This window comes from Enterobacter cloacae complex sp. P15RS (assembly GCF_014895905.1).
In the GTDB taxonomy this organism is placed as follows: domain Bacteria; phylum Pseudomonadota; class Gammaproteobacteria; order Enterobacterales; family Enterobacteriaceae; genus Enterobacter; species Enterobacter quasihormaechei.
This window is the reverse complement of the sequence record NZ_JADBQL010000022.1, coordinates 15,359-34,288: the sequence shown is the minus strand read 5'-3', so window position 1 is coordinate 34,288 and position 18,930 is coordinate 15,359. Positions and strand designations below refer to the sequence as shown.

Here is an 18,930-nt window from a genome sequence, read left to right as displayed (position 1 = left end):
TCATCCTTAAAAGCGTAAAGTCGCATCAAACGAGACGGAGAGATTGCTTTCGCGTTTGCCGTCGTAAGGGCGTTTATCCCAGTTCAGCATCACCCCGGTATCCACGACGTTATTCCACTGAATGCGTTGCCCGTAACCCAGCAGGGTAATGGCGCCAGGTGACTGATTTTTCTGCCAGTATCTGCCGCCGCCGGCGACAATCTGCTGGCTCCAGAGGGTGTCGTAGTGGCGGTACATCTCATGGTCAACGGACAGGGCGGCCGTGACGGACAGATCCCGCGCCGGGTTGTAATAAAGCGTATCCCGCAGGCTGTTTTTACTGGCGGCGATCCCCGGTTCGAGATCCAGCGTCAGGGACGGGGTCTGCCAGAGGCGCTCTTTCCCCGTGAGGACATATTCCTGACGGCGGTTATGGTCTGAGAAGCGGCTGACGGCGGCGCTAAGCTGATACTCCCGGCGCTCGTTTTGATACCAGCGCACTCCGCCTTCGCCACGGTTCGCGCTTATGCCATTGCGTAGCGCCCGTAAGGGAGTGGTGCGGGATAACCGTTCGAGGCTACCGCTGAACTGCCAGCTGTCACTGAGGCTGTAAGTCGTTGAGAGCCGGGCACCCGGCTTGTTTTCACCGTGATAGCGGTTGCTGGAGATCTCGGCTTCGAGCGTCAGGTCACGGGGCCGCCACTCAACGCCGCCCAACAGGTGGCGGCTGATGCCTTTGCCTTCGTCAAAATTGCCCTGTGCATAGCGGGCGCCGGCAAACAGCCGCCAGCTATCCGCCACGGGCGGGCCATAGAGCGTGGCGTCCCAGCTCATGTCGTGGGTACCGCTGACGGGGTTATCTGAGTGCAATCCTTTACCCGCGTTCAGACGCAGTTCAGACATATGGTGGACCGCCCTGAGCCGGTCCAGGCGGCGGGCGCTGCGATCGGCGGGGGCGCGAGACAGCACGTCCTCAGCCAGTAAATCCATCTGTCGCCACTCCTGAAGGTCCATTGCGACGTAAGCCTGCTGTTTTTCAAGCTCCAGATTCGACGGTTCAAGCGCCTCTGCTTGCTTAAGCTTTTGCTCGGCCGCGCGCGGCAGGCCCCGCGCCTGAAGCAGGGCGGCATAATCAATCTGTAACCCCTGATTGCCCGGTGCCGTTGACGCCAGACGATGCGCCAGCTTTTCGGCCTCCGGCAGGGCGTTGGTTGCCAGCAAATAGTTAAAGTTGAGTGACTGCCCGGTAAGCCACCGATCGTTTGGCTGGGCGGTGGGGGACCCGAAATCGTGGCGGGTCCAGGGAACGCTGCGGGTCTCGCGCTCAACGTAGCGGCGGGCGGCCTGATACTGCCCCGTATCCAGCCAGGCGTAGAAAAGCGCATGTTCCTCGTCCTGCGGATCGGAGGCGTATTGTGGATAGCGTTGCACAAGCGAGAAGGCGGCGATGGCGTTTTTCTCCTGCAAATATGCAGAGATCACCCAGCCGATGGCCCACTCCGGCACCGGATGCTGTGCGGCTGTCAGCGCCTGATATTCGCTAATGACCTGCCGGTAATCACCCTGCGCATACAGCGCACCAAGCCGATCGATACGGGCAAGGACGATGTCTTCAGCCGCCTGCGGATCGTTTTGCCAGCGGGAAAGCAGGGCCTGGTAACGATCTAATGCGCTTTGTGCCAGCCGCAGGCGCTCTTTCTCCGTTCTGCCCGGCATATCCGCCAGGCGTACCCGTTCAGCCGCGGCGTTACGCTCAAGGCGGCGGCGCTCCGCAGGAGAGAGCGCCGCGTTTTGTGACAGCCAGAGTGCGGGCGTGCTTACCCGGTTATCCGTTAGCGCATCGATCGTCTCGCGAAGAAGGGCCTCATTCCCTGGCGCGGCGCTCAGCGCCCGCATGTCCGCCAGCAGTCGATCCCTGTTTTTTCCCTGGCGCATCCAGACATAGGAGAGCGTCTCAAGGTGCGCGGAAGAAGGCTCTTCCTTTACCAGTTGCCGGGCTTCCGATAGCGCGAGACGATCCATGCGGGCATCGGCCAGGGTCTTCACATAGCCGATGCGGTAATCGTCGTTATCCGGCGCAAGGCTGCGCGCCTCTTTCCACAGCGACAGGGCGCTTGGCCAGGCCTTTTGGTTTCTCCTGGATTGCGCGACAGCAGCGATGGCGCGAGCGGGCAGCGGCATATAGATGCCATAACGCTGCCAGACCTGGATAACCTCATCATCGCGCCCTGCCCAGGAGGCAACCTGTAACCAGTCCGCAACCTGTTCGGGCGTTAAAGCATGTTGTTGCTCATAGCGCTGTAGATAATCAAGAAACTGAGCGTAATTACCGTTACGTGCCTGTTGAATCTGATGCGCATAAGCGGATTCATCAGCCTGAACCAGAACAGGAAAGAGTAAAGGCAGGAGTAATAATATTGTGGTGCGATAAAAGAATAACGTAGTGAAGCGAAGCGATCTTTCCATATCTATTTGCCATTTGTTTATCATGAATCCATTGCATAACACGGCCGCCTTTTAACTCAGCGTTAAAGGCCATAAAGGAGAACATTAAATCTGAATGGTGCTACGTTACGGGATACTTACTTAAAGGTAATTATGAGCCCTCATCTCGGTGATTCAGTTGGGGGTAATGTACACCCGATGTGTTGGGGGATAAATAAGTTGAAAAGCGGGTGGGGTGTTTTGAGATAATTCTGGAAGATGACGGTTTTTTAGATAATTTAATTCGCGGCGTTTGTTTTTAAGTTATTGATAATATTGGTTTTTTATTCGGTTGTTTTTCTTTTTGTTATATTCGAAATGAAGTTCTGCTCAGTTAATTAAAGTACTTTCCGGTGCGTGTTTGGGAAGTTTCATGACAAAAATTCTTAATGTTCAGGGAAGTGACTTTTCTGAAATTCTTTTTTATTTATAATTAACGTCAGCCATTGAGTGATAGTCTACGAAAAGTCTAGCTCACCAATGTGCATATTGAGGGATGATCAAAGCCAGAAAACATTTGCCGTTAATGTAAAGCGCTATAAGCGAAAGCGTTCTTCTTTCTTAAGAGGCGGGCTTGCTTTAATCTAAAAGGGATGGTTAGTGGCGACTTCAATTGTGTTAGTGACTCAGGATTGTTTCCTTGTCAGGGGGATGCGGCTATTTTTCCCGGATATAATTTGCCTCAGTTCGATTGACAGAAACATATTTGATACCGGTGCAGATGAATATACTGTACTGATTGATAGCCGTACGCCGCTCCGTTTATATGATTACCTGATACGCCATCCAGCCAGAACGAGAAAAACGATCTGCTGCGTTATGCTGGATATGCACCCTCGAGAGGAGGATCTTCTCAGTATGAAGTTGTTTATGAACACGTCGCTTACGGCGCCGGATATGGCGTCGTTATTCAATCTGGTGCTCGATATGAAAGGCAGGCGTCTGACAACCAAATGGCTGCTTAACTTACGCCTGAGTCGACACGAAGCGGTAATGATCCGGTTGCTGAAGGCAGGGAGGTCAATGGAAGAGATTGCAGATAAGCTGAATATGTCGGTCAAAAGCCTCTATCGCAAGCGAACGGTGCTGTCGGAGCGGTTAGGGGCGGGGAACTTCAACGAGGCGTGTTTGTTCATCTTCAAAAACAAACTGCTGGACGCGGTTGGGAACGATCCCTAGCTCAGTCAGAAGCCAAAAGCACAAACCCGCCACGAGGGCGGGTTCTTTTAATGGACATAATTCAGAACGACCAGCGCAGATTGGCGTTAACCGAGTTGACGCGGGTATCCGCACCATATTGTCCCTGGTAACCCACATCCAGCGTCGCAGCACGCGACAGCTGTACGCTCACGCCGATATCACCCACCATTACGTCCTCATCGACGGCCTGTCCCTGAGTAATGAACGCGTCGCTGCCCGCAAACGCCATGCGCGAAGAGGGATTCTTATCGCCATAAGCGTGCTGCCAGCCCAGCGAACCGTAGAGGTTAACGTTTTTCGGCAGCTCGGTAACACCGCGTACCCCGAGTGTGGAATAGAAGGTGTTCATCGTTTCGTTACGTACGCTCAGCGCAGCGGCACCGCCGTCTTCCCTGAAGCTGTCGGTATGCAGCCGGATGTACGATAAATTGACGAACGGCTCAATATTCATATCAGGCTGGCCGAAACGGTAACCCGCTTCGGTGAACGCCAGCAGCGAGTTGGCGTCGTAATCCGACTTCAGCCGATCCGAGAAGCCGCTGAAATCAACATTGCGCTCGCCTTCAATCTTGTGCCAGGTGTAACCCAGCGCGCCGCGAAGGGAGAACGCATTCTGTTGACCCGCCGCATACAGGCCAAGATGGTAGTTATCGGTATCCGCTGAGGAACGACGGCTGTCGACGTCGTAATCACCCCGGCTGTAGCCGAAATAGCCACCGACACGCACGTTATGATCCGCCAGCTTGCGATCTGCCCCCAGCAGGAAGCCGGTGGTGTTGCCGTCCAGCTTGCCCACATTGCCGTCGCCGCTGTTTTTACTCCAGGAGCTGAAGGTCTGGCCCCAGACGCCATTATTTTGCGGCTCCGGCTGCTGCACCAGCGACATTGCTAACGGTGGTATCGGCAGGCTGTCGTTATCAAACGCGCGCTGCATACGCTGGTTTAATACGTTAAAAACCTGCGTGCTGCTGGCGATCAGGTTGGACTGCATTGACGGATAAACTTCGCCAGACAGCTGGTTGAACGCCTCGCGCGCTTCCGGTGCGCTGAGCAGCAGCAGCGAGTTATACAGCGCCAGCGACATACCGCTTTGCGTCAGCGTGGAGAGCGCGCCGGCGGTATTCCACTGGTTGCTGCTTTTGGCTACGGTCTGGAAAATTCCCGGCTTGCCGCTGCCCGGGTTTTCACCGCCAGGATTCTCACCTCCCGGGTTTTCGCCTCCAGGATTCTCGCCGCCGGTCTCTTTCTGCGCGATGGTCAGATCCACGGCGTTGGTGCCTTGCTTGAGCGCCACGTCCAGGAAGGCGGATTTGGAAATCGCGCCGGCGAACTCACCGTCAATCCCTCCCTCGGAGGTTAAAATGCGGTAGCTTTGGCCCGTTTTATAGCTGGTTTGCGGGTCCAGCGCGGTGACCTGTACCTTAGCCTGATCGCTGATGGTGGTTTTGCCCGATACCAGCAGTTGGTCGCTGCTGCCATCTCCCGCGATATCTACGTCATAGAAGGATTCGCCGATAAAGTTCAGATAGCGTTTCAGCGTCAACGTACCGATAGTGCCGTCACCGGGCGAGATATGCCCGCCGGACAAGATCTCGGTCTGGCCCAGCGTGCCGTTGCCGCCCAGCGTGCCGCCGGCCTTGATTGACGCGGCGCTGCTGTAGCCCAGCCCGTTGCTAACGTCGGAACCCGCCGTCGCGTTGAGGATCAGCGTGCCGCCGTTCTCCGCGCTAAGCGTCTGAATATCAAAAATATCGTCTTCTGGCTGGGTGTTAATATTGCTGGCAATGATGACTTTACCGCCCCGCGCGGTTACGTTCGCCTTGAGTCCGGAAAGATCGCCGTTCAGCGTCGTCTGCCCGGAGGTGTTGATCACCTCACCTTCACCGCTCATCTTGTTGCTGAAGACGTAATTTGCGTCGGTATGGTTGAAGTACACATAGCTGCCGAACAGCCCGCCGCGCAGGCTGATTGCCGTCTTCGCATCAAGGGTACCTGCGCCGCCCGCCGTGCCAAGCGTTGGCTCAGTTAAACCCGTGCCGGTGTCCATATTGCCGCGGCTGCCGATGATGAGCGCTCCCCGGTTCGAGCCGGAACCCGATGTCCCCACGATCAGCGCATTGCTGCCTGCGGAAAATGAACCGCCGTCAATCACCGACAGCACGCCATTGCCATAATCGCCCACGCTCACGCTGCTGCCGCTGGTAAAACGCGAGTCTTTGCCCGCAATAACCAGCTCAGCCGTTTTACCTGCCCCGGAGACGCCCGCCACCTGCACGCCGCCCACGTTAACCGCACCGCCGTTCAGCACGTCCAGGTCGCCATAAAGCGTCAACGTACGGCCAACGTTCCACTGTGAGCCGCTCCCCGTGACGGTGGCTTTCGGGCTTAGCGTGTCGGTTTCACCCGGCCCGGTACCGTTGCCGATGCGCGCATCGTAGGCGGTGCTGAGCGCCGCACCGTCCTCAATCGCCAGCGTGGAGCGTGCGCCCAGATCTGTGCCTACGCTAAGAAAATTACTGGTCACACGAGAGCTGGCACCCGTGGCGATAAGGTGGCTGTCGTAGCCGCGGGTGGTGCCGACAACGATCTCCTTTGCGCTCGCCAGCGCGCCTTCTTCGACCCGCAGGGTGCCGAGGCCAAGATTCAGGTCGCCGCGCAGGACATACCGATCGTTCACCGCATTAAGCTCAGCGTTTGGCCCGCGGACCGTGACCACGCTTTCATAAATTTGGCCGTCGAACAGCCGACCGATATTGATGTTATAGGCGGTGATTTTGCCGTTATCGATCAGCAGGTTTCCGCGTTGGTTACGTCCAACATAAACATCTCCGGTGTAACCCAGCGTTTCGGTAATACGCGAGTCGCCATCAAAAATGGCATCAGCCGCACGCGCGACATCGACAGGTAAAAGCAGTAGCAGCGGTGCGGAAAAAAGAGCGAGGTAAAGTCTGGAAAGCGGCGTCTTAACCGCTAAAGAATGCGATGTAGAGTTATTCACGGGCTATCTCCGTACTCATTAGCGTGATGTCAGGAAAATCGTTTTTATATGACAACTCAGATACGTCGAATAATGTAAAAGGCGTTATTTATGTACGCCTTTTGATGTGGCGTTAATTATTTATGTGTGACAACAGGTGTACAGGTTGGCGCGCTCAGCGTCGGTGCGGATCCTAAAATTCCCGGCATCATCATTGATGAACAATCAAAAATGCGCCCTTTTTCCGTCGTAGCGCGATAAGTCAGTTTTTGTCCTCCCAGTGCGTCCGGCTGGGCGCCGTTAACGTTGGTCACGGTTATTTCATCTGATGAGCCCAGCCCCAGCATTTTAGCGGTCTCTGCCTGTAGAAGTGGAATAGCCTGATCGGTTTTCAACGTGGAACAACCCGCCAGCATCAACGTAACGGTTATAACGATTAGTGGCTTTTTCATAAATTATCCTTGATATCCAATCAGTTAATTTTGCTGATTGTATTTATGTTTTCTTTTACCCAAACCAGCGAATAATATATTTCTCTTTCCTAATCGAAAAAACCCTCCTAAAGTAGGGTAGGTAGAGAATAATTCATCCGTACTCTAAGATATGCGAAGGTAAAAGGAGGATCCTTTGGGACAGAATTATGCGTTAGTCGTTGATGACCATCCATTGGTAGCAAGCGGCATCGCCAATTTTCTGATTACACATTGCCAATTTAAGCAGGCGTATGTGGTGACGAATGAGGATGATTGCTACCGTCAAATTAGGGACCATGGCCCGCCACGTTTGCTGGTAATCGATTTTTGGCTCTCGTCCGGTACGGCCTTGAAATTACTCAAAGAAGTAAAAGAACTTTACCCCCAGGTTCGACTCCTGGTGGTCAGCGGGGATGACAATAATGATATCTGGCGGAAAGTTCATGCCGCCGGGGGGCACGGATTTGTATTGAAAAGCGAGCCACCAGAAATGTTCTCACGGGCCGTTTTTGCCCTCACTGATAATCTGACCTGGTTTCCTGAGGGTAACGAAATTTACGTTAAGTCGAATAATGAGCGGTTAAGTAAATTTAACTTAACGCCGCGACAAATTGACGTATTAAATATGATTATGCGCGGTCTGCCAAATAAACGAATCGCCGCCCAGCTTTCAATTTCTGAACCCACGGTCAAAGAACACATCAGCAATATTTTGAAAAAGATAGGTGTTAACAGTCGGGTCGAAGCCATCACGCTTTTGCATGGCAAGCAGGAACCGTCGGAATGAGGTTTTTCCAGAGCTTACAAAACGAGGGTATCTCTGCTCCGGCGCAGATCCGTTTGCTAAACAACACGTTTCTGCGGCTGGTATTCAGCTTTAGCGCGGTGCCCTTTGTTGGTATTCCTTTCGCCATCTGGATTTATATGCTTGGGGACAAACTCGGCCCAACGATTATCTGGATAATCATTTATCTGTTATGTGCCGTGGCGATACGAATATTGCACCGACGCTATCAGCGCGAAGCGAAAGAAAACGATGAAAGGGACGCCCTGCGACGCTGGCTTCCGCGTATTAATAATATTGCCTTTATTCACGGGCTGGGCATTTCATCACTCTATTTAATTACGCCACAGACGCAGAATTTTGACTTTTTCCTGTTACTTAATATCAGCATCGCCGCTATCGTCGCCGCCAATGCGACGCATCTGACGCCGGTCATCAGCACCTTTACGCGCTTTTTCTTCGCCTCCTGGGGGGTGCTGAACCTCGGTATTATCTGGCGGCTCGATGAGTTGATGTTCATCGTGCTCATGCTGAATCTGCTTTACGGCTTCGCGATTTACCGCCATGCGTTAACGTCACATGCGTTCTTTATTCAGCAAGCGCTGCTTGAGGAAAAAAGCTCGCGCCTGGCGGAACAGTTTCGTCAGGCCAAAGAGGACGCGGAGCAGGCATTGCTGGATAAAAATCAGTTTCTGACAACAGCCAGCCACGATCTGCGCCAGCCCGTGCATGCTATGGGCTTTCTGATCGAAGCCATCCTCCACCGAAACCGGGACGACAGCCTGACGCCGCAGCTTCTTGACCTACAGCAGAGCGTTCGCTCGGTACATTTGATGCTCAATTCTCTGCTCGATCTCAGCAAAATTGAATCCGGGAACGTACTTTCTGCCCCTGGCAAAGTGGATATCGGCGCTCTGCTCGACTCGGTCATCACGCTGTTTCGCGAAGAGGCCAACAGCCGCGCGCTTAGGCTGGGCACCCGGCGGCCTAAACGCCGCATCTACGTGATGGGCGATCCGCTGCTGGTGCGACAGTCCCTGATTAACCTGATTCAAAATGCCCTTCGCTACACGCTTAAGGGCGGCGTGCTGGTCGCCATCCGACCGCGCGGTGACGAGTGTATGGTGGAAGTGTGGGACACGGGGGTCGGTATCGCCGATGATGAGAAAGGCAAAATCTTCTCACCTTACTACCGCCCCGAGCTGGCATGGAAGATCGATAGCGCCGGGCACGGGCTGGGGCTGGCCGTCGTTGCCCGTTGTGCCAAGCTGATGAAGGTGAAATACGGGATGCAATCCATTGAAGGTAAAGGCTCACGCTTCTGGATGCGCTTCACCCAATACGCTGGCGAAGACATCGCGCCGGATATCCCGCCCGCCTCTGACAACACCGCTAAGCCGGTACGCTATGCGCCGCTGCACGGTTCCTGCCTGGTCGTCGATGACGATCCGCTGGTGACGTCTGCCTGGGAGAGCCTGATGAGCGTCTGGGGAATCAACGTACGCTGTGCGGCCTCCGCTGAAGAAGCGTTTGCCATCATCGACGACGGCTTTACGCCGTTCGCCGTGCTGTGCGACCAGCGCCTGCGATCCGGCGAAAGCGGCTTTGACATCCTGAAAGCGCTTTTTGAACGCCTGCCGGATATGAGCGGCGCGATAGTTAGCGGCGAATTTAATTCACCGGTTCTGCTGGAGGCAGAGCAGGAAGGGTACCTCGTACTCCGCAAGCCTCTTGAGCCGGCTAAGCTACATGCGCTGCTTACGCAGTGGTCAGGATGTCGTTAAGGGAATGCATAAGGGTTGATTCTGGCGGGCTTAGAATGCAAAAACGTACCTCCGTGGAGGTCCGTTAATATGAATTTGGTGCCCGGAATCGGGAATATTCAGTTGATTGTTGAACTGATTTTCACATTAAAATTATGACTGGCTAAAATTCAGGAGCCGAGAGTTGACCCCTTTTTCTGTCTGTAGATTAAGGTGCGCTAGTTAAACAGGCACTGATTCACTATGTTGGATTGCGAATAATTGAGGTGGCTGAGTCTCCCGGCATTCGCGGGATGTTAGTTTACGCATTGTCTGATGAAGCGCGGGAGCTTTACTTGTGTGTGGGATTTGAGCCATCGTCGATAGTGTATGACTGAATCATTCAATAAAAAGCATGTGAATTCTTAAGTTTGCATACAGTTATTCTATATTCTGTTAGTGTTCTATTTGTTGTGCTTATATAATGGTCGCCTTCGCTTTAATGAGTCTGTAATATTATTTTTCTCAACGTTTTATAAGGATATAATGAGGGGGCTGGTTTATTGAATGGTCACTATTGAATGGAAAAAAGGAAAAGATATGATTTTCAGACTTTTAATTGCATTGGCTCTCGCGGGGGGATTGTCAGGGTGTAAGGTTTCTTCAATTGATGCAAAGAAAAATGAAAAAAGAACTGTTCCAGTAGTCACAACCTCACAATTAACAGAACAGGATGTCTTTGGTAATGAGGCCACGCTGAATATTTCTGAAGAAGACATTCAGGATGCGCTTGGTGGTGAGCAAATCGTCGTTCCTGTGCATTCATCTGTTATTCTGGTCCAGTCGGGAAATCAGGCTCCGGAAGCTGTCATGCAACAGGAAATGAGTAAATATTATACTGTATCAACATTTCCCGGTATACCGGCTAAGAAGAACGTAGCATTTTGCAACAAAGATGCTGTTGATACAGAAAATATGAATTATATGCAGGCTCTTCGTTATATTGCAGCGAAAGGGAAACAGAGGGCGATTTTAGTTTATTGGGGTAGGCTGGAAACAGGAAGATTCGATCCTGTAACTAAGGGCGTTTTGTGGTCGGAATATAAGAATGAAAAACTCACACGAGGAGATACTCTATACCGCTATCTGTTACGGTTTGCTGTGGTGGATGTCGCTACCGGGGAATGGGCGACTTATTCCCCGACAAACTATGAGTATAGCAAGCAAGTATCATTTACAGATTCTAATGGAATTACCGAACAACAGCTTATTCAGCTCAAAGCAAAAACATATGAGCGGGTAGTTGCGGATTTTGTGAATAGATTTAAATAGTCATGCTTTATGCCTGTTTTTATCGTCTGCCGCCGATGATTTATGGCGGCAGACATTTATATAAGAAATTTCTCTCTTCCGGGTTATCTTTTTTTCCTGACCAGAAACCATGCCATAGGGGTGTCCGTCAGGGCACGCATCAGTGCCGGGTGCGGGGAATAAATCCCCTTGCTGTAATGCCAGGTTCCCGGTATCAGACGTTTTTGCATTTCCAGGTATAGTTCTTTGGTAAAATGATGCTGCTGATGACTCATAAACAACCTCATCCAGTGGGATACTGGCAAAAAGCACCAGTAAGGCCAGTAGGGTAACTCCCGGCCTTTCATCAGCCGGATTTGCTCGGTTTTAGCTACTGCTTCCGAATGTTTTTTACAAAAGCTGTCTGATATGCAGAGGGAATTAATGATCGGAGTAGTCATGCGCTTTGGCTCCACTTAAAACATCCGCTCGCTCCATAGGCTGTATGCGCTGGTACCTGCAATACAGTGATCCCAGCTAATACTTTCATAAATAAACGAAACGGATTCCTCGGGTTGGGCGTCGTTATCATTAATAGCATGCGCTACATCCAGCTGGATGTCGATGATTCGGGCATTTGTCAGCTTTATTTTGTAGTACAGTTCATTGACTCCTGCGCGACTGGTTCGGAATAAGTTAATCTCGCAAGACAAGACTTCGTTCTCACTGATGGCTTTATTTAGTAAAGGTGAAGACTTATCGACAGGTTTTCTTATTGTCAGCATCTGGTGATTAACGTTTTGCTGGCGGGAAATACCGTGCGTCAGTTCCTGGACCATAATTTGATCTTTGTGAGCGGTTTGCGCTTTATTGCCAATTGAATCCTGAGAGCAGCAGCCGGCAGAAATCAGGCCTTGCATTTGTCCGTTCAGTGTTAAATAGGTAAGGTTAGCCATGAAATATCTCCGAAATAATTATTTTTGATTGCTGTTTGTTTCTGTGTTAATGCTTTCTTGCAGTAACAGCCAGCGGCTTAATATGCCATCCATTCGTTCTCGAATTTCTTTTTCCTGTACGCTAGTATCCTGCCCCTGAATCTTTGATGCCTCATATTGCGTGAGCAAGTATTCTACGGGAACGTCCTGATTCAGCGCTCTTTCAGCTTGATAAATTACCGTCTTGATATAGGAAAGTGTGAACCCTTCTTTATTCTGTTCCCGTTTCACTAGCAGTTCTGCGAACGTCCGTAAATCCTGTCTTGTTTGCTCCCATCCTTTCATTTTGGGGCTGCCATCAGCATGGGCCTTCAGCGCACTATTCCACTGCGTTGTGGTCTGCTGCTGTAGCAGACTTTCGGGCCACTGGCTGTCTGCGACACGAGTCATCCTGACTCCGCTTTCCAGAGGATGGAGAGGAGATATGCTGAGTAAAGGCTTAAGCCGTTGTTCATAGTCGCTTAGTTGTGGTGATGCAAGCCAGATAGCGGCGGCACCCAGTGCTGTGTCACGCACCTGCGCTATCTGTTGCTGTAGTGGGCGAACCTGCCACCACCAGAGAAGAAGGGCTACCATCCCGGCTAACATTATACCGGCGATAAATCCACGTAGCTGAAAACCGGCTTTCTTTGTGGGTAGTGCGTTCACACCCCGGTTTTCAGGTACCGCAACCCGGATTTCGGACAGTTCCGGTATTTCCGGCAGAGGTGATAATGTGGCTTCGGATGTTAGCGTCTGCGGTGTATCCGGCGTATAAACCAGCGTCCTTACTCTGGATTGTGCGGCAACGTTGCCTGACCGATTTCCCTCCTGCTGTTTGCGGCTGTTTTGCATAAACCACAGCAGGTTTTCCATACGCGGCAGGCGTTTCAGTTCAGCCTTTTGCTGGAGTGCGTCGCAGATCACCTGCAATGCCCGCTCGGCACGGTATAACAATGGCAGGTCAGCGGTGGAGAACGTTAATTGCTGTCGCAGAACAGTGCTGGTTCGCGCATTGAACCAGTCGAGCATTTCTGTTCGTGCCTGAGGATTCAGCGGCCAGAATTTATCCCACTCACGGCTGATGAGTGCCGCCAGCAACTCTGTACCCTCGCAGAACCCTGCCAGTCCGTGAAGACGGGTGCGTGCCAGCGTGTAGTAGGTGGCGGAATGCAGATCCACACCGCTTTTTTTGAAAATTGCCAGCGCCAGCGATTCAACCCGCTTCCAGTCCATCACTGGCCGGGAAGGATGGCTGGCCTTATTGATCTCTTCTCGTATGGCGCTGAACTCCGGCAAACCACGGGGATCTTCGCCTGTGATGATAATCTCGCTGAGTTCATTATTACTCATCATCATGTCCTTATGTACCCGGCAATCCTCTGCCGGGTATCTCTCAGTAAAGTGTATCGGGGAGCCTGAACTGGCTGAACAATCCGCCAGTAAACGGGTTATCTTCCGTGTCCACATGTACCCTGTAGATCATGTAGCCACCGTCAACGTTAAAGCGCAGATCGAAGGTATTCTCCTTTACATTGGTTAACTGGCCCGCCTCCAGCAATCGGAATTGCGCCCATGGACCGCTGAAAGTAACGCTGCGTGGTGCTTTGTTGCTGGCGGCACTGACCAGTGTCAATTTGCTTTCATTACCTTCACGCATGGAATTTGGCCATACCAGGTGAGCGGTATAATTCCGACCCTGACTGTAGTCGACCAGTTGCCCGTCAAGATTCAGCACGCTCCGGCGTTTGTTTGCAGACAGTTCCACGGTTTCAATGGCAAACTGAGTTCCCAGCCCGTTCTGCTGGCTGAAAAAGGTGTTGCGGATCTTCTGTGCAGTGTTCAGTTGTTGCTGGATATCTTCACGGATCAGTACATTACCGTCCTCACCCCACGTCAGTTCGTTTTCAATGAACAGCTTCAGTTTTTCTTGATAAAAGTTATCAAGCAGGCCATCAGGCCGGAAGAACCGCTCGAAGGCGTCCAGGGATGCATCCTGAGGTGAATGCGGATTGAAAGGATATTTATCGCCAAGCTGAGTGTTAAAGGGTTTAACTATGGTGTTATTCCATTCCAGCTCCATGTGATGTACCGCTTCCACCATGACGACGTGCCATGCCTGGTCTGCCAGTACGCCAACCCACCGGTTAAGCGGTACTGGTAACGTTTTGGCCATTTGTCGCGTGGCGAAGATAGGATCGCTGTTGTTCTGATCGAGCCTGAGCTGTACGGCTTTCAGCGCTGATTTACCTGGTACAGGTGAGTTCTGGATCGCCAGCAGGTAACGGTGCAGTTCTGTAAGTTGCTGATAAACGGTCTGCAACAGACTGGTTTTATCTTTGTATTCGGTCAGCACGCTGTTTTCCGGAGCAAATTCACGCCCCAGACGTATCAGCAACTGATAGTCAAGTTCTGCCTGAGCGGCTTCACGTGCTTTATCGTCCAGTCTGGCGGAAAGGGTGGCGGGTTGGGTGTTATCCCGCAGCGTATTCAACGCCCTCTGGAAAGGCTGGTCGCCGCTAATAACTTGCTCCAGCGCATCGGTGAGTTCTGGTAGTGCCTCATAATGGCGAACGTTAAGGTTATCCATTCCGGCACGCCAGGTGGCAGTATAGTCACTGACATACTGTTCAGTGATATGACGCTGGATTTCTCTACGATCGGCTTCACTGTATGTGACATTACGGGTCAGGTTCAGCACCCATGAATCCATCGCCGTCAGTTTCACCAGTTCATCGCGCTGTTTTACAAAGTAACTTTGCAGGCCATAGCGGGTGAGAAACTGTGGGACGATCAGCTTACTGTCATCCCCAGCGACAAAAACTTTATCGAAACTTGGGCCGATCTGATCCCGCAGGTTCAGGTCAGAGGGCAGTACGCTGAATGCTCTGGTGCGCAGACTTTGATAAACTCGCTGATAAATAGGGAGTTTACTCAGTTCCTGTTGTGCTGCCGTAACACGTTTTTCATAGGGAACATATCGGCTGATGGCATCGCTGTCACCCTGCTCACGCTTTGCGTGCCAGTCGGTATGCGACAGTGCATAATCCAGATGCCCCATTAATTGCGCCTGAATATCGCGCTGCCCGTGGAATTTCTCACTCCAGCGCTTCGCCATAAACTGTTTCACGACTGCATTATTACGCCCGCTTTTATCATCCAGCATTCGTATGACGCGCAGTACCGCCAGCTTTTCTTCAGATGATGGCGGCGCGTTATTCATCTCTTTAATCAGGCCATTAAACAGCGCGGGAAGATAGCGCTGTTCCAGTAACTGAAGGTAGGTCTGCTCCACATACGGGCCGATATAAGTTCCCTGGTACAGCCCCAGATCGGTGAGAACGTTATGTTCGCGATAATCCCCGTAAGCGAGAGTGGCGTCGCGGACGGGATTAAGCAATGGCTGTTGCAGATTGCCATATTCGTCAATTCCCTGCGGTGGAGGAACGCTCATAAAGGATTCTGCCTGCGCAAGGACCTTAATGCCGGACTGCCAGTTTTTATTGTAGTAGTGATGCCAGCCGCCAACGAGCAGCGCGATGAGCGACGCACTGCATGCTGAAAATACCAGTAACCTGCGCCGGGAGTTCCCCAGCCAGAGACTATTTTCACCGGCGAGATTTGGCTCTGCCAGCAGGGCAGACGGAAAAAGCGTTCGTGTGAAATAGGGAACAGTTTCCACCATAGGCCATGTGGCCCGCGAACTGTTTTCAAGCCGATACTGATGTGCTGCGGACTGAGTAAAGAGATCGTCCACCTGACCGCGTTGCAAAGATGATGTGAGATAGACACCGCGCAGCATCACATCCATATTTTCGCCGTCTAGCAGGCCGTCCAGTAAGGCACCCAGCGGATTATCGACCCCCTGCATCTGGCGGCTAAAGCTGAATAATGCGCTTCTACATGGCGTACCCGCCTGAGTCAGCATTAAATCGGGGAGGGCCAAATTAAGTCGCGACCCCCACTCCTGCCAGAAAGCGCGGAGTTCGGCGCGCCAGCTGCTATCTGCATGCGCATTACGGGTGAAGGTTACACCCAGGATACTGTCCCGGCTCTTTTTATCCAGTGACTGAAATAAAGAGGCGAAACCATGCAGCAGATCCAGTTTTGTCAGTACTACATACACTGGCAACTGGCAATGCAGTTGCAGACGAATTTCCTGCAAATTCTGACGTAGCGATTGTAACAATTGTTCGCGACGGGATTTTGTCGCAGTCAACAGATCGGGCAGATCCAGCGTCAGGATCAGGCCGTTCAGCGGCTGGCGCATTCGGTTATTGACCAGCCATCCCAGCCAGTGCTCCCGCAGGCGGCGGCAGAGCACATCATTGCCGCCTTTATCCGAATCTATGAGTGAACCATCCACGTCAAAGATAACCGCCTGTTTGCCCACGCGGGGGGTGATCCGTACCGGGTATTCCGCTGTGCCTCGCGTATTAACCGGCTCGTAAATCACATCGGAAGGGAACCCCTCACGCAACAACGATGTCTTCCCGCTTTCGACGGGGCCCAAGACCATATACCACGGCAGGTGCCAGAGGAAGCGGCGGGTGTCCAGATGACGATGCAGGCGCAGCAGCCAGCGGTCAAGATAACGCTGCTGCTGATGGATCTCCACGCTGACTGGATCCTGTTCTTCTTTGCGCTGTTGCTTTTGCTGTGTCTCCAGCTGTTGCAGGCGTTTCATTACCCGCAAGATGATCCAGCCCAGGGTAATGAGGCCCCATACAGCCGTTGCCAGCCAGCGACTGGTGAGAGGCTCTAGCCAGTGTTGTTCATACAAAGTCCATGACGGGCCTTTCCACCAGATCCATACCAGCAATACTATCCAGGCAATAGCTGCAAGCCATATGACGGAGACTTTAAACCGAGGCATTGCCGGTCTGAGAGTGGACTTCATTCCACTGAGAAACCGGGAAGTGGGTAATCTGAACACAAAAAACTCCTGTATAATTTTACTGTTCTGCCGTGAACTTTTCTTCGAGTTGTTCCAGCAACGCGGGTTCCCACTCGGACAGCGTTGTCTGAAGTCCCGTTTTAAACAACGTCCGGTAGTGTTGCTGTGCAAGCTGCACCATTCCCGCCTTTTCCATTAACTGCGCGCCGAGATACAGCCGGAGGAAACGATCGCGCGGCTCGCCTGCTGGCAGGTCTTCGAGGCACTGGAGTGCGGCTTCGAGCCCTTGTTCATGGAATCGTTGCCAGACGTCGGGCGAACTGTCCGACTGGATTAACTGACGTGCGGGCTGAACGCCTTCTCCCTGCTTTAGCCAGCGAAGCGTCTGCTCAGAAATGAAAGGTGAATGGTCGCTGAACAGCATTGAACGCAGTTGAGGTAGTCGCGCCAGAAAGGTGTTTATTTCGTCCCTGATGGCGTTTGCTATCTGGCTGTAACCGAGACGTGCGGCAATTTGTGCGGAAAGAGCATGTCCTTCAAACCAGTACGGGGCCAGAATCAGGCTCTGTTCCACCTGTTTTAATAGCGCAATATCCGCGTTGTTTGCGCGGCTCTGGTAGTCCGCCATGATATCGGCGGAGAATGCCGCCAGAGGCGTGCGACCATCGCTTTCAGCCAGCGGCGCGCTGGTGATGCTTTGCCACAGGGCATGGCGGCGCAGGCGGTAACCCGCCGGGCTGTCCGGCTGACGGTCACATAAAATGCTGGCAACATTCATCAACGTATCACGCCATGCTTTATCGTCGTGACTGTTAATATTGACAATCGGCGCAGCGTTTATCGTCCGGGATTGGGTGGAATTACTGACCCCCTGCATCAGTGAATCCTGAGAGGGTATGGATTCGGGAGCAGCAATTGGCGGGGTAATATCACGGAATGCTTGCTGGTACAGGTAGGACAGGTTGTCCGTTGCCGTAGCCAGCTCGGGGAGATTATTTTCGTGCCAGAGTTGAGCAAGATGCGCCAGCTCTCCGGACAGCGAATTATTCATTGTACTGTCAGCCTGTTTCGCAACGCTGTTGATGCCGGGTTCAAAACGTTTAATTACCTGCGTGGCGAAGCGTTTTTTATGCGCCAGATTTTGTGGCCATGCCGTAGCCCAATAGCTGGATACGTAATGTACCAGCAGCGTGATTGCCAGCAGGTGATCCCCCGCGTGTTGCAGGGTTCTGAGAAGATGGGCCATCAGACGAAAATCTTTACTGCGGGTTGCCAGTAGCTCCAGCCCCTGTTGCTGAAGAGCCGCAATATCAACCTGGCCGTGCGCCAACGATCCCAGTCTGGCGATCTCTGTATCGATGTATTCCCACTGTGGGTCATCATCGCGCAGGCCTTCCGCCAGCTTTTCTTGCGGCAGCGGAGCTAGAAGTGCTGCCAGCCAGGTTTCCGGGTTATGCAAATCCATTTTGACGTGCTCCTTATTATTATCCAGCCCAGTGGCAGGCTTCCCGCAATGGGGCAATGGTCTGCGCCAGCCCGCTGATATTAAAGGTCAGTTTTCCGGTGACGCTTTCGGTTCCCATATCGACAGTCAGCTTACTGGCACCGAAAAGCCACTTGATCTCGTCGATGCCGGGCAATCCCCGACTGGCTTCTAACAGCATTCCGTTTTCACGAATGAACCAGTGTGAACGGAGCTGAGCAGTATCCGTACTGAGCGTCACAGGTAGGTCGTTTTTTTTAAGTGAATGCGTCAGCGCGACCTGCATCCTGGTGATGTTATCCACGCAACTGAACATCAGCACCGGGCGTGGTGGTATGTTACCCAGCGCTGGAGTGGTAATAATGACAGTAGGATTTTCACCCTCCATGCGGGTCATCATTAGCGATGTTGAGTTATCCGCCCGCTGCTTTTCCTGCTCAAAGGCGCGTTTCCACGCTTCACCTTCATAACGGGCTTTGACCAGCGCCCCTTCAAAGCCGGACGTTTGCGGCGTCAGAATGCGGTCGTAACAGTCAAGCCTTTCCAGCGCAGCGGGTTCACGACGACAGGTGCCCATGGAGGAAAGCGTACTTTGCGCATCCGGTTTATCACTGGCATGCGCAGATGATGCCAACAACAGCATAAAT

The 18,930-nt window shown here is 52.5% G+C and carries 13 protein-coding genes and 1 pseudogene; 5 read left to right on the top strand and 9 right to left on the bottom strand.

Features of this window, described 5'->3' with window-relative positions; all coding sequences use genetic code 11:
- Positions 1-6: 6 nt before the first annotated feature.
- The gene (pgaA, locus tag IM267_RS13805) at positions 7-2,445 is read right to left on the bottom strand and encodes a poly-beta-1,6 N-acetyl-D-glucosamine export porin PgaA (RefSeq protein ID WP_193033601.1); all 2,439 of its coding nucleotides are present in this window, start codon (positions 2,443-2,445) and stop codon (positions 7-9) included.
- 669 nt (positions 2,446-3,114) lie between these two features.
- Here pgaA and IM267_RS13800 point away from each other — a divergent pair.
- Positions 3,115-3,642, top strand: a complete 528-nt coding sequence (locus tag IM267_RS13800) for a LuxR C-terminal-related transcriptional regulator (RefSeq protein WP_063451244.1) — start codon at positions 3,115-3,117, stop codon at positions 3,640-3,642.
- Between the two features lie 61 nt (positions 3,643-3,703).
- Here IM267_RS13800 and IM267_RS13795 read toward each other — a convergent pair whose 3' ends face one another.
- Positions 3,704-6,661 carry an autotransporter domain-containing protein gene (locus tag IM267_RS13795; RefSeq protein ID WP_193033600.1) on the bottom strand — a complete coding sequence of 986 codons (2,958 nt, stop codon included), beginning with the start codon at positions 6,659-6,661 and terminating at the stop codon, positions 3,704-3,706.
- 116 nt (positions 6,662-6,777) lie between these two features.
- A complete protein-coding gene (locus IM267_RS13790; protein WP_063451200.1) occupies positions 6,778-7,092 on the bottom strand; it encodes a lipoprotein in 315 nt (104 codons plus the stop codon).
- Positions 7,093-7,267: 175 nt separating this feature from the next.
- Here IM267_RS13790 and IM267_RS13785 point away from each other — a divergent pair, with 175 nt between their 5' ends.
- The 4 genes and pseudogenes from IM267_RS13785 (at position 7,268) to IM267_RS13775 (ending at position 10,971) form a co-directional block, all read left to right on the top strand.
- Positions 7,268-7,900 (top strand): response regulator transcription factor, encoded by a 633-nt coding sequence (locus IM267_RS13785; RefSeq protein WP_193033599.1) that lies wholly within the window; start codon positions 7,268-7,270, stop codon positions 7,898-7,900.
- Positions 7,897-9,681, top strand: a complete 1,785-nt coding sequence (locus IM267_RS13780; RefSeq protein WP_193033598.1) for a hybrid sensor histidine kinase/response regulator — start codon at positions 7,897-7,899, stop codon at positions 9,679-9,681. The genes IM267_RS13785 and IM267_RS13780 overlap by 4 nt, the downstream gene beginning before the upstream one ends.
- Positions 9,682-9,872: 191 nt before the next feature.
- Positions 9,873-10,037 (top strand): annotated as a pseudogene (locus IM267_RS21280) (GNAT family N-acetyltransferase); the annotation flags it as partial.
- A 202-nt stretch (positions 10,038-10,239) separates the two neighbouring features.
- Positions 10,240-10,971, top strand: coding sequence for a hypothetical protein (locus IM267_RS13775; protein ID WP_193033648.1), 732 nt, complete (start codon positions 10,240-10,242; stop codon positions 10,969-10,971).
- 83 nt (positions 10,972-11,054) lie between these two features.
- Here IM267_RS13775 and IM267_RS13770 read toward each other — a convergent pair whose 3' ends face one another.
- Genes IM267_RS13770 through vasI form a run of 6 tightly spaced genes read right to left on the bottom strand, consistent with a single transcriptional unit; the run spans position 11,055 to position 18,926 of the window.
- Positions 11,055-11,390, bottom strand: a complete 336-nt coding sequence (locus IM267_RS13770; protein ID WP_193033597.1) for a hypothetical protein — start codon at positions 11,388-11,390, stop codon at positions 11,055-11,057.
- A 15-nt stretch (positions 11,391-11,405) separates the two neighbouring features.
- Positions 11,406-11,885, bottom strand: coding sequence for an Hcp family type VI secretion system effector (locus tag IM267_RS13765; protein WP_107533775.1), 480 nt, complete (start codon positions 11,883-11,885; stop codon positions 11,406-11,408).
- Positions 11,886-11,903: 18 nt separating this feature from the next.
- Positions 11,904-13,256: a VasL domain-containing protein gene (locus IM267_RS13760; RefSeq protein ID WP_193033647.1), complete on the bottom strand. Its 1,353-nt coding sequence runs from the start codon at positions 13,254-13,256 to the stop codon at positions 11,904-11,906.
- A gap of 43 nt (positions 13,257-13,299) precedes the next feature.
- A complete protein-coding gene (gene tssM, locus IM267_RS13755; protein ID WP_193033646.1) occupies positions 13,300-16,839 on the bottom strand; it encodes a type VI secretion system membrane subunit TssM in 3,540 nt (1,179 codons plus the stop codon).
- Between the two features lie 19 nt (positions 16,840-16,858).
- On the bottom strand, positions 16,859-18,265 hold the full coding sequence (gene tssA, locus IM267_RS13750; RefSeq protein ID WP_193033596.1) for a type VI secretion system protein TssA: 1,407 nt from the start codon (positions 18,263-18,265) through the stop codon (positions 16,859-16,861).
- 19 nt (positions 18,266-18,284) lie between these two features.
- Positions 18,285-18,926, bottom strand: a complete 642-nt coding sequence (gene vasI, locus IM267_RS13745; RefSeq protein ID WP_226848091.1) for a type VI secretion system-associated protein VasI — start codon at positions 18,924-18,926, stop codon at positions 18,285-18,287.
- Positions 18,927-18,930 lie beyond the last annotated feature (4 nt).

What these genes read in the sequence shown, in the direction of transcription:
- vasI (WP_226848091.1), bottom strand. Translation starts at nt 18,926, where the DNA reads ATGCTGTTGTTGGCATCATCTGCGCATGCCAGTGATAAACCGGATGCG.
- IM267_RS13800 (WP_063451244.1), top strand. Translation starts at nt 3,115, where the DNA reads ATGCGGCTATTTTTCCCGGATATAATTTGCCTCAGTTCGATTGACAGA.
- pgaA (WP_193033601.1), bottom strand. Translation starts at nt 2,445, where the DNA reads ATGGAAAGATCGCTTCGCTTCACTACGTTATTCTTTTATCGCACCACA.
- IM267_RS13765 (WP_107533775.1), bottom strand. Translation starts at nt 11,885, where the DNA reads ATGGCTAACCTTACCTATTTAACACTGAACGGACAAATGCAAGGCCTG.
- IM267_RS13790 (WP_063451200.1), bottom strand. Translation starts at nt 7,092, where the DNA reads ATGAAAAAGCCACTAATCGTTATAACCGTTACGTTGATGCTGGCGGGT.
- IM267_RS13760 (WP_193033647.1), bottom strand. Translation starts at nt 13,256, where the DNA reads ATGAGTAATAATGAACTCAGCGAGATTATCATCACAGGCGAAGATCCC.
- tssA (WP_193033596.1), bottom strand. Translation starts at nt 18,265, where the DNA reads ATGGATTTGCATAACCCGGAAACCTGGCTGGCAGCACTTCTAGCTCCG.
- IM267_RS13770 (WP_193033597.1), bottom strand. Translation starts at nt 11,390, where the DNA reads ATGACTACTCCGATCATTAATTCCCTCTGCATATCAGACAGCTTTTGT.
- IM267_RS13780 (WP_193033598.1), top strand. Translation starts at nt 7,897, where the DNA reads ATGAGGTTTTTCCAGAGCTTACAAAACGAGGGTATCTCTGCTCCGGCG.
- IM267_RS13775 (WP_193033648.1), top strand. Translation starts at nt 10,240, where the DNA reads ATGATTTTCAGACTTTTAATTGCATTGGCTCTCGCGGGGGGATTGTCA.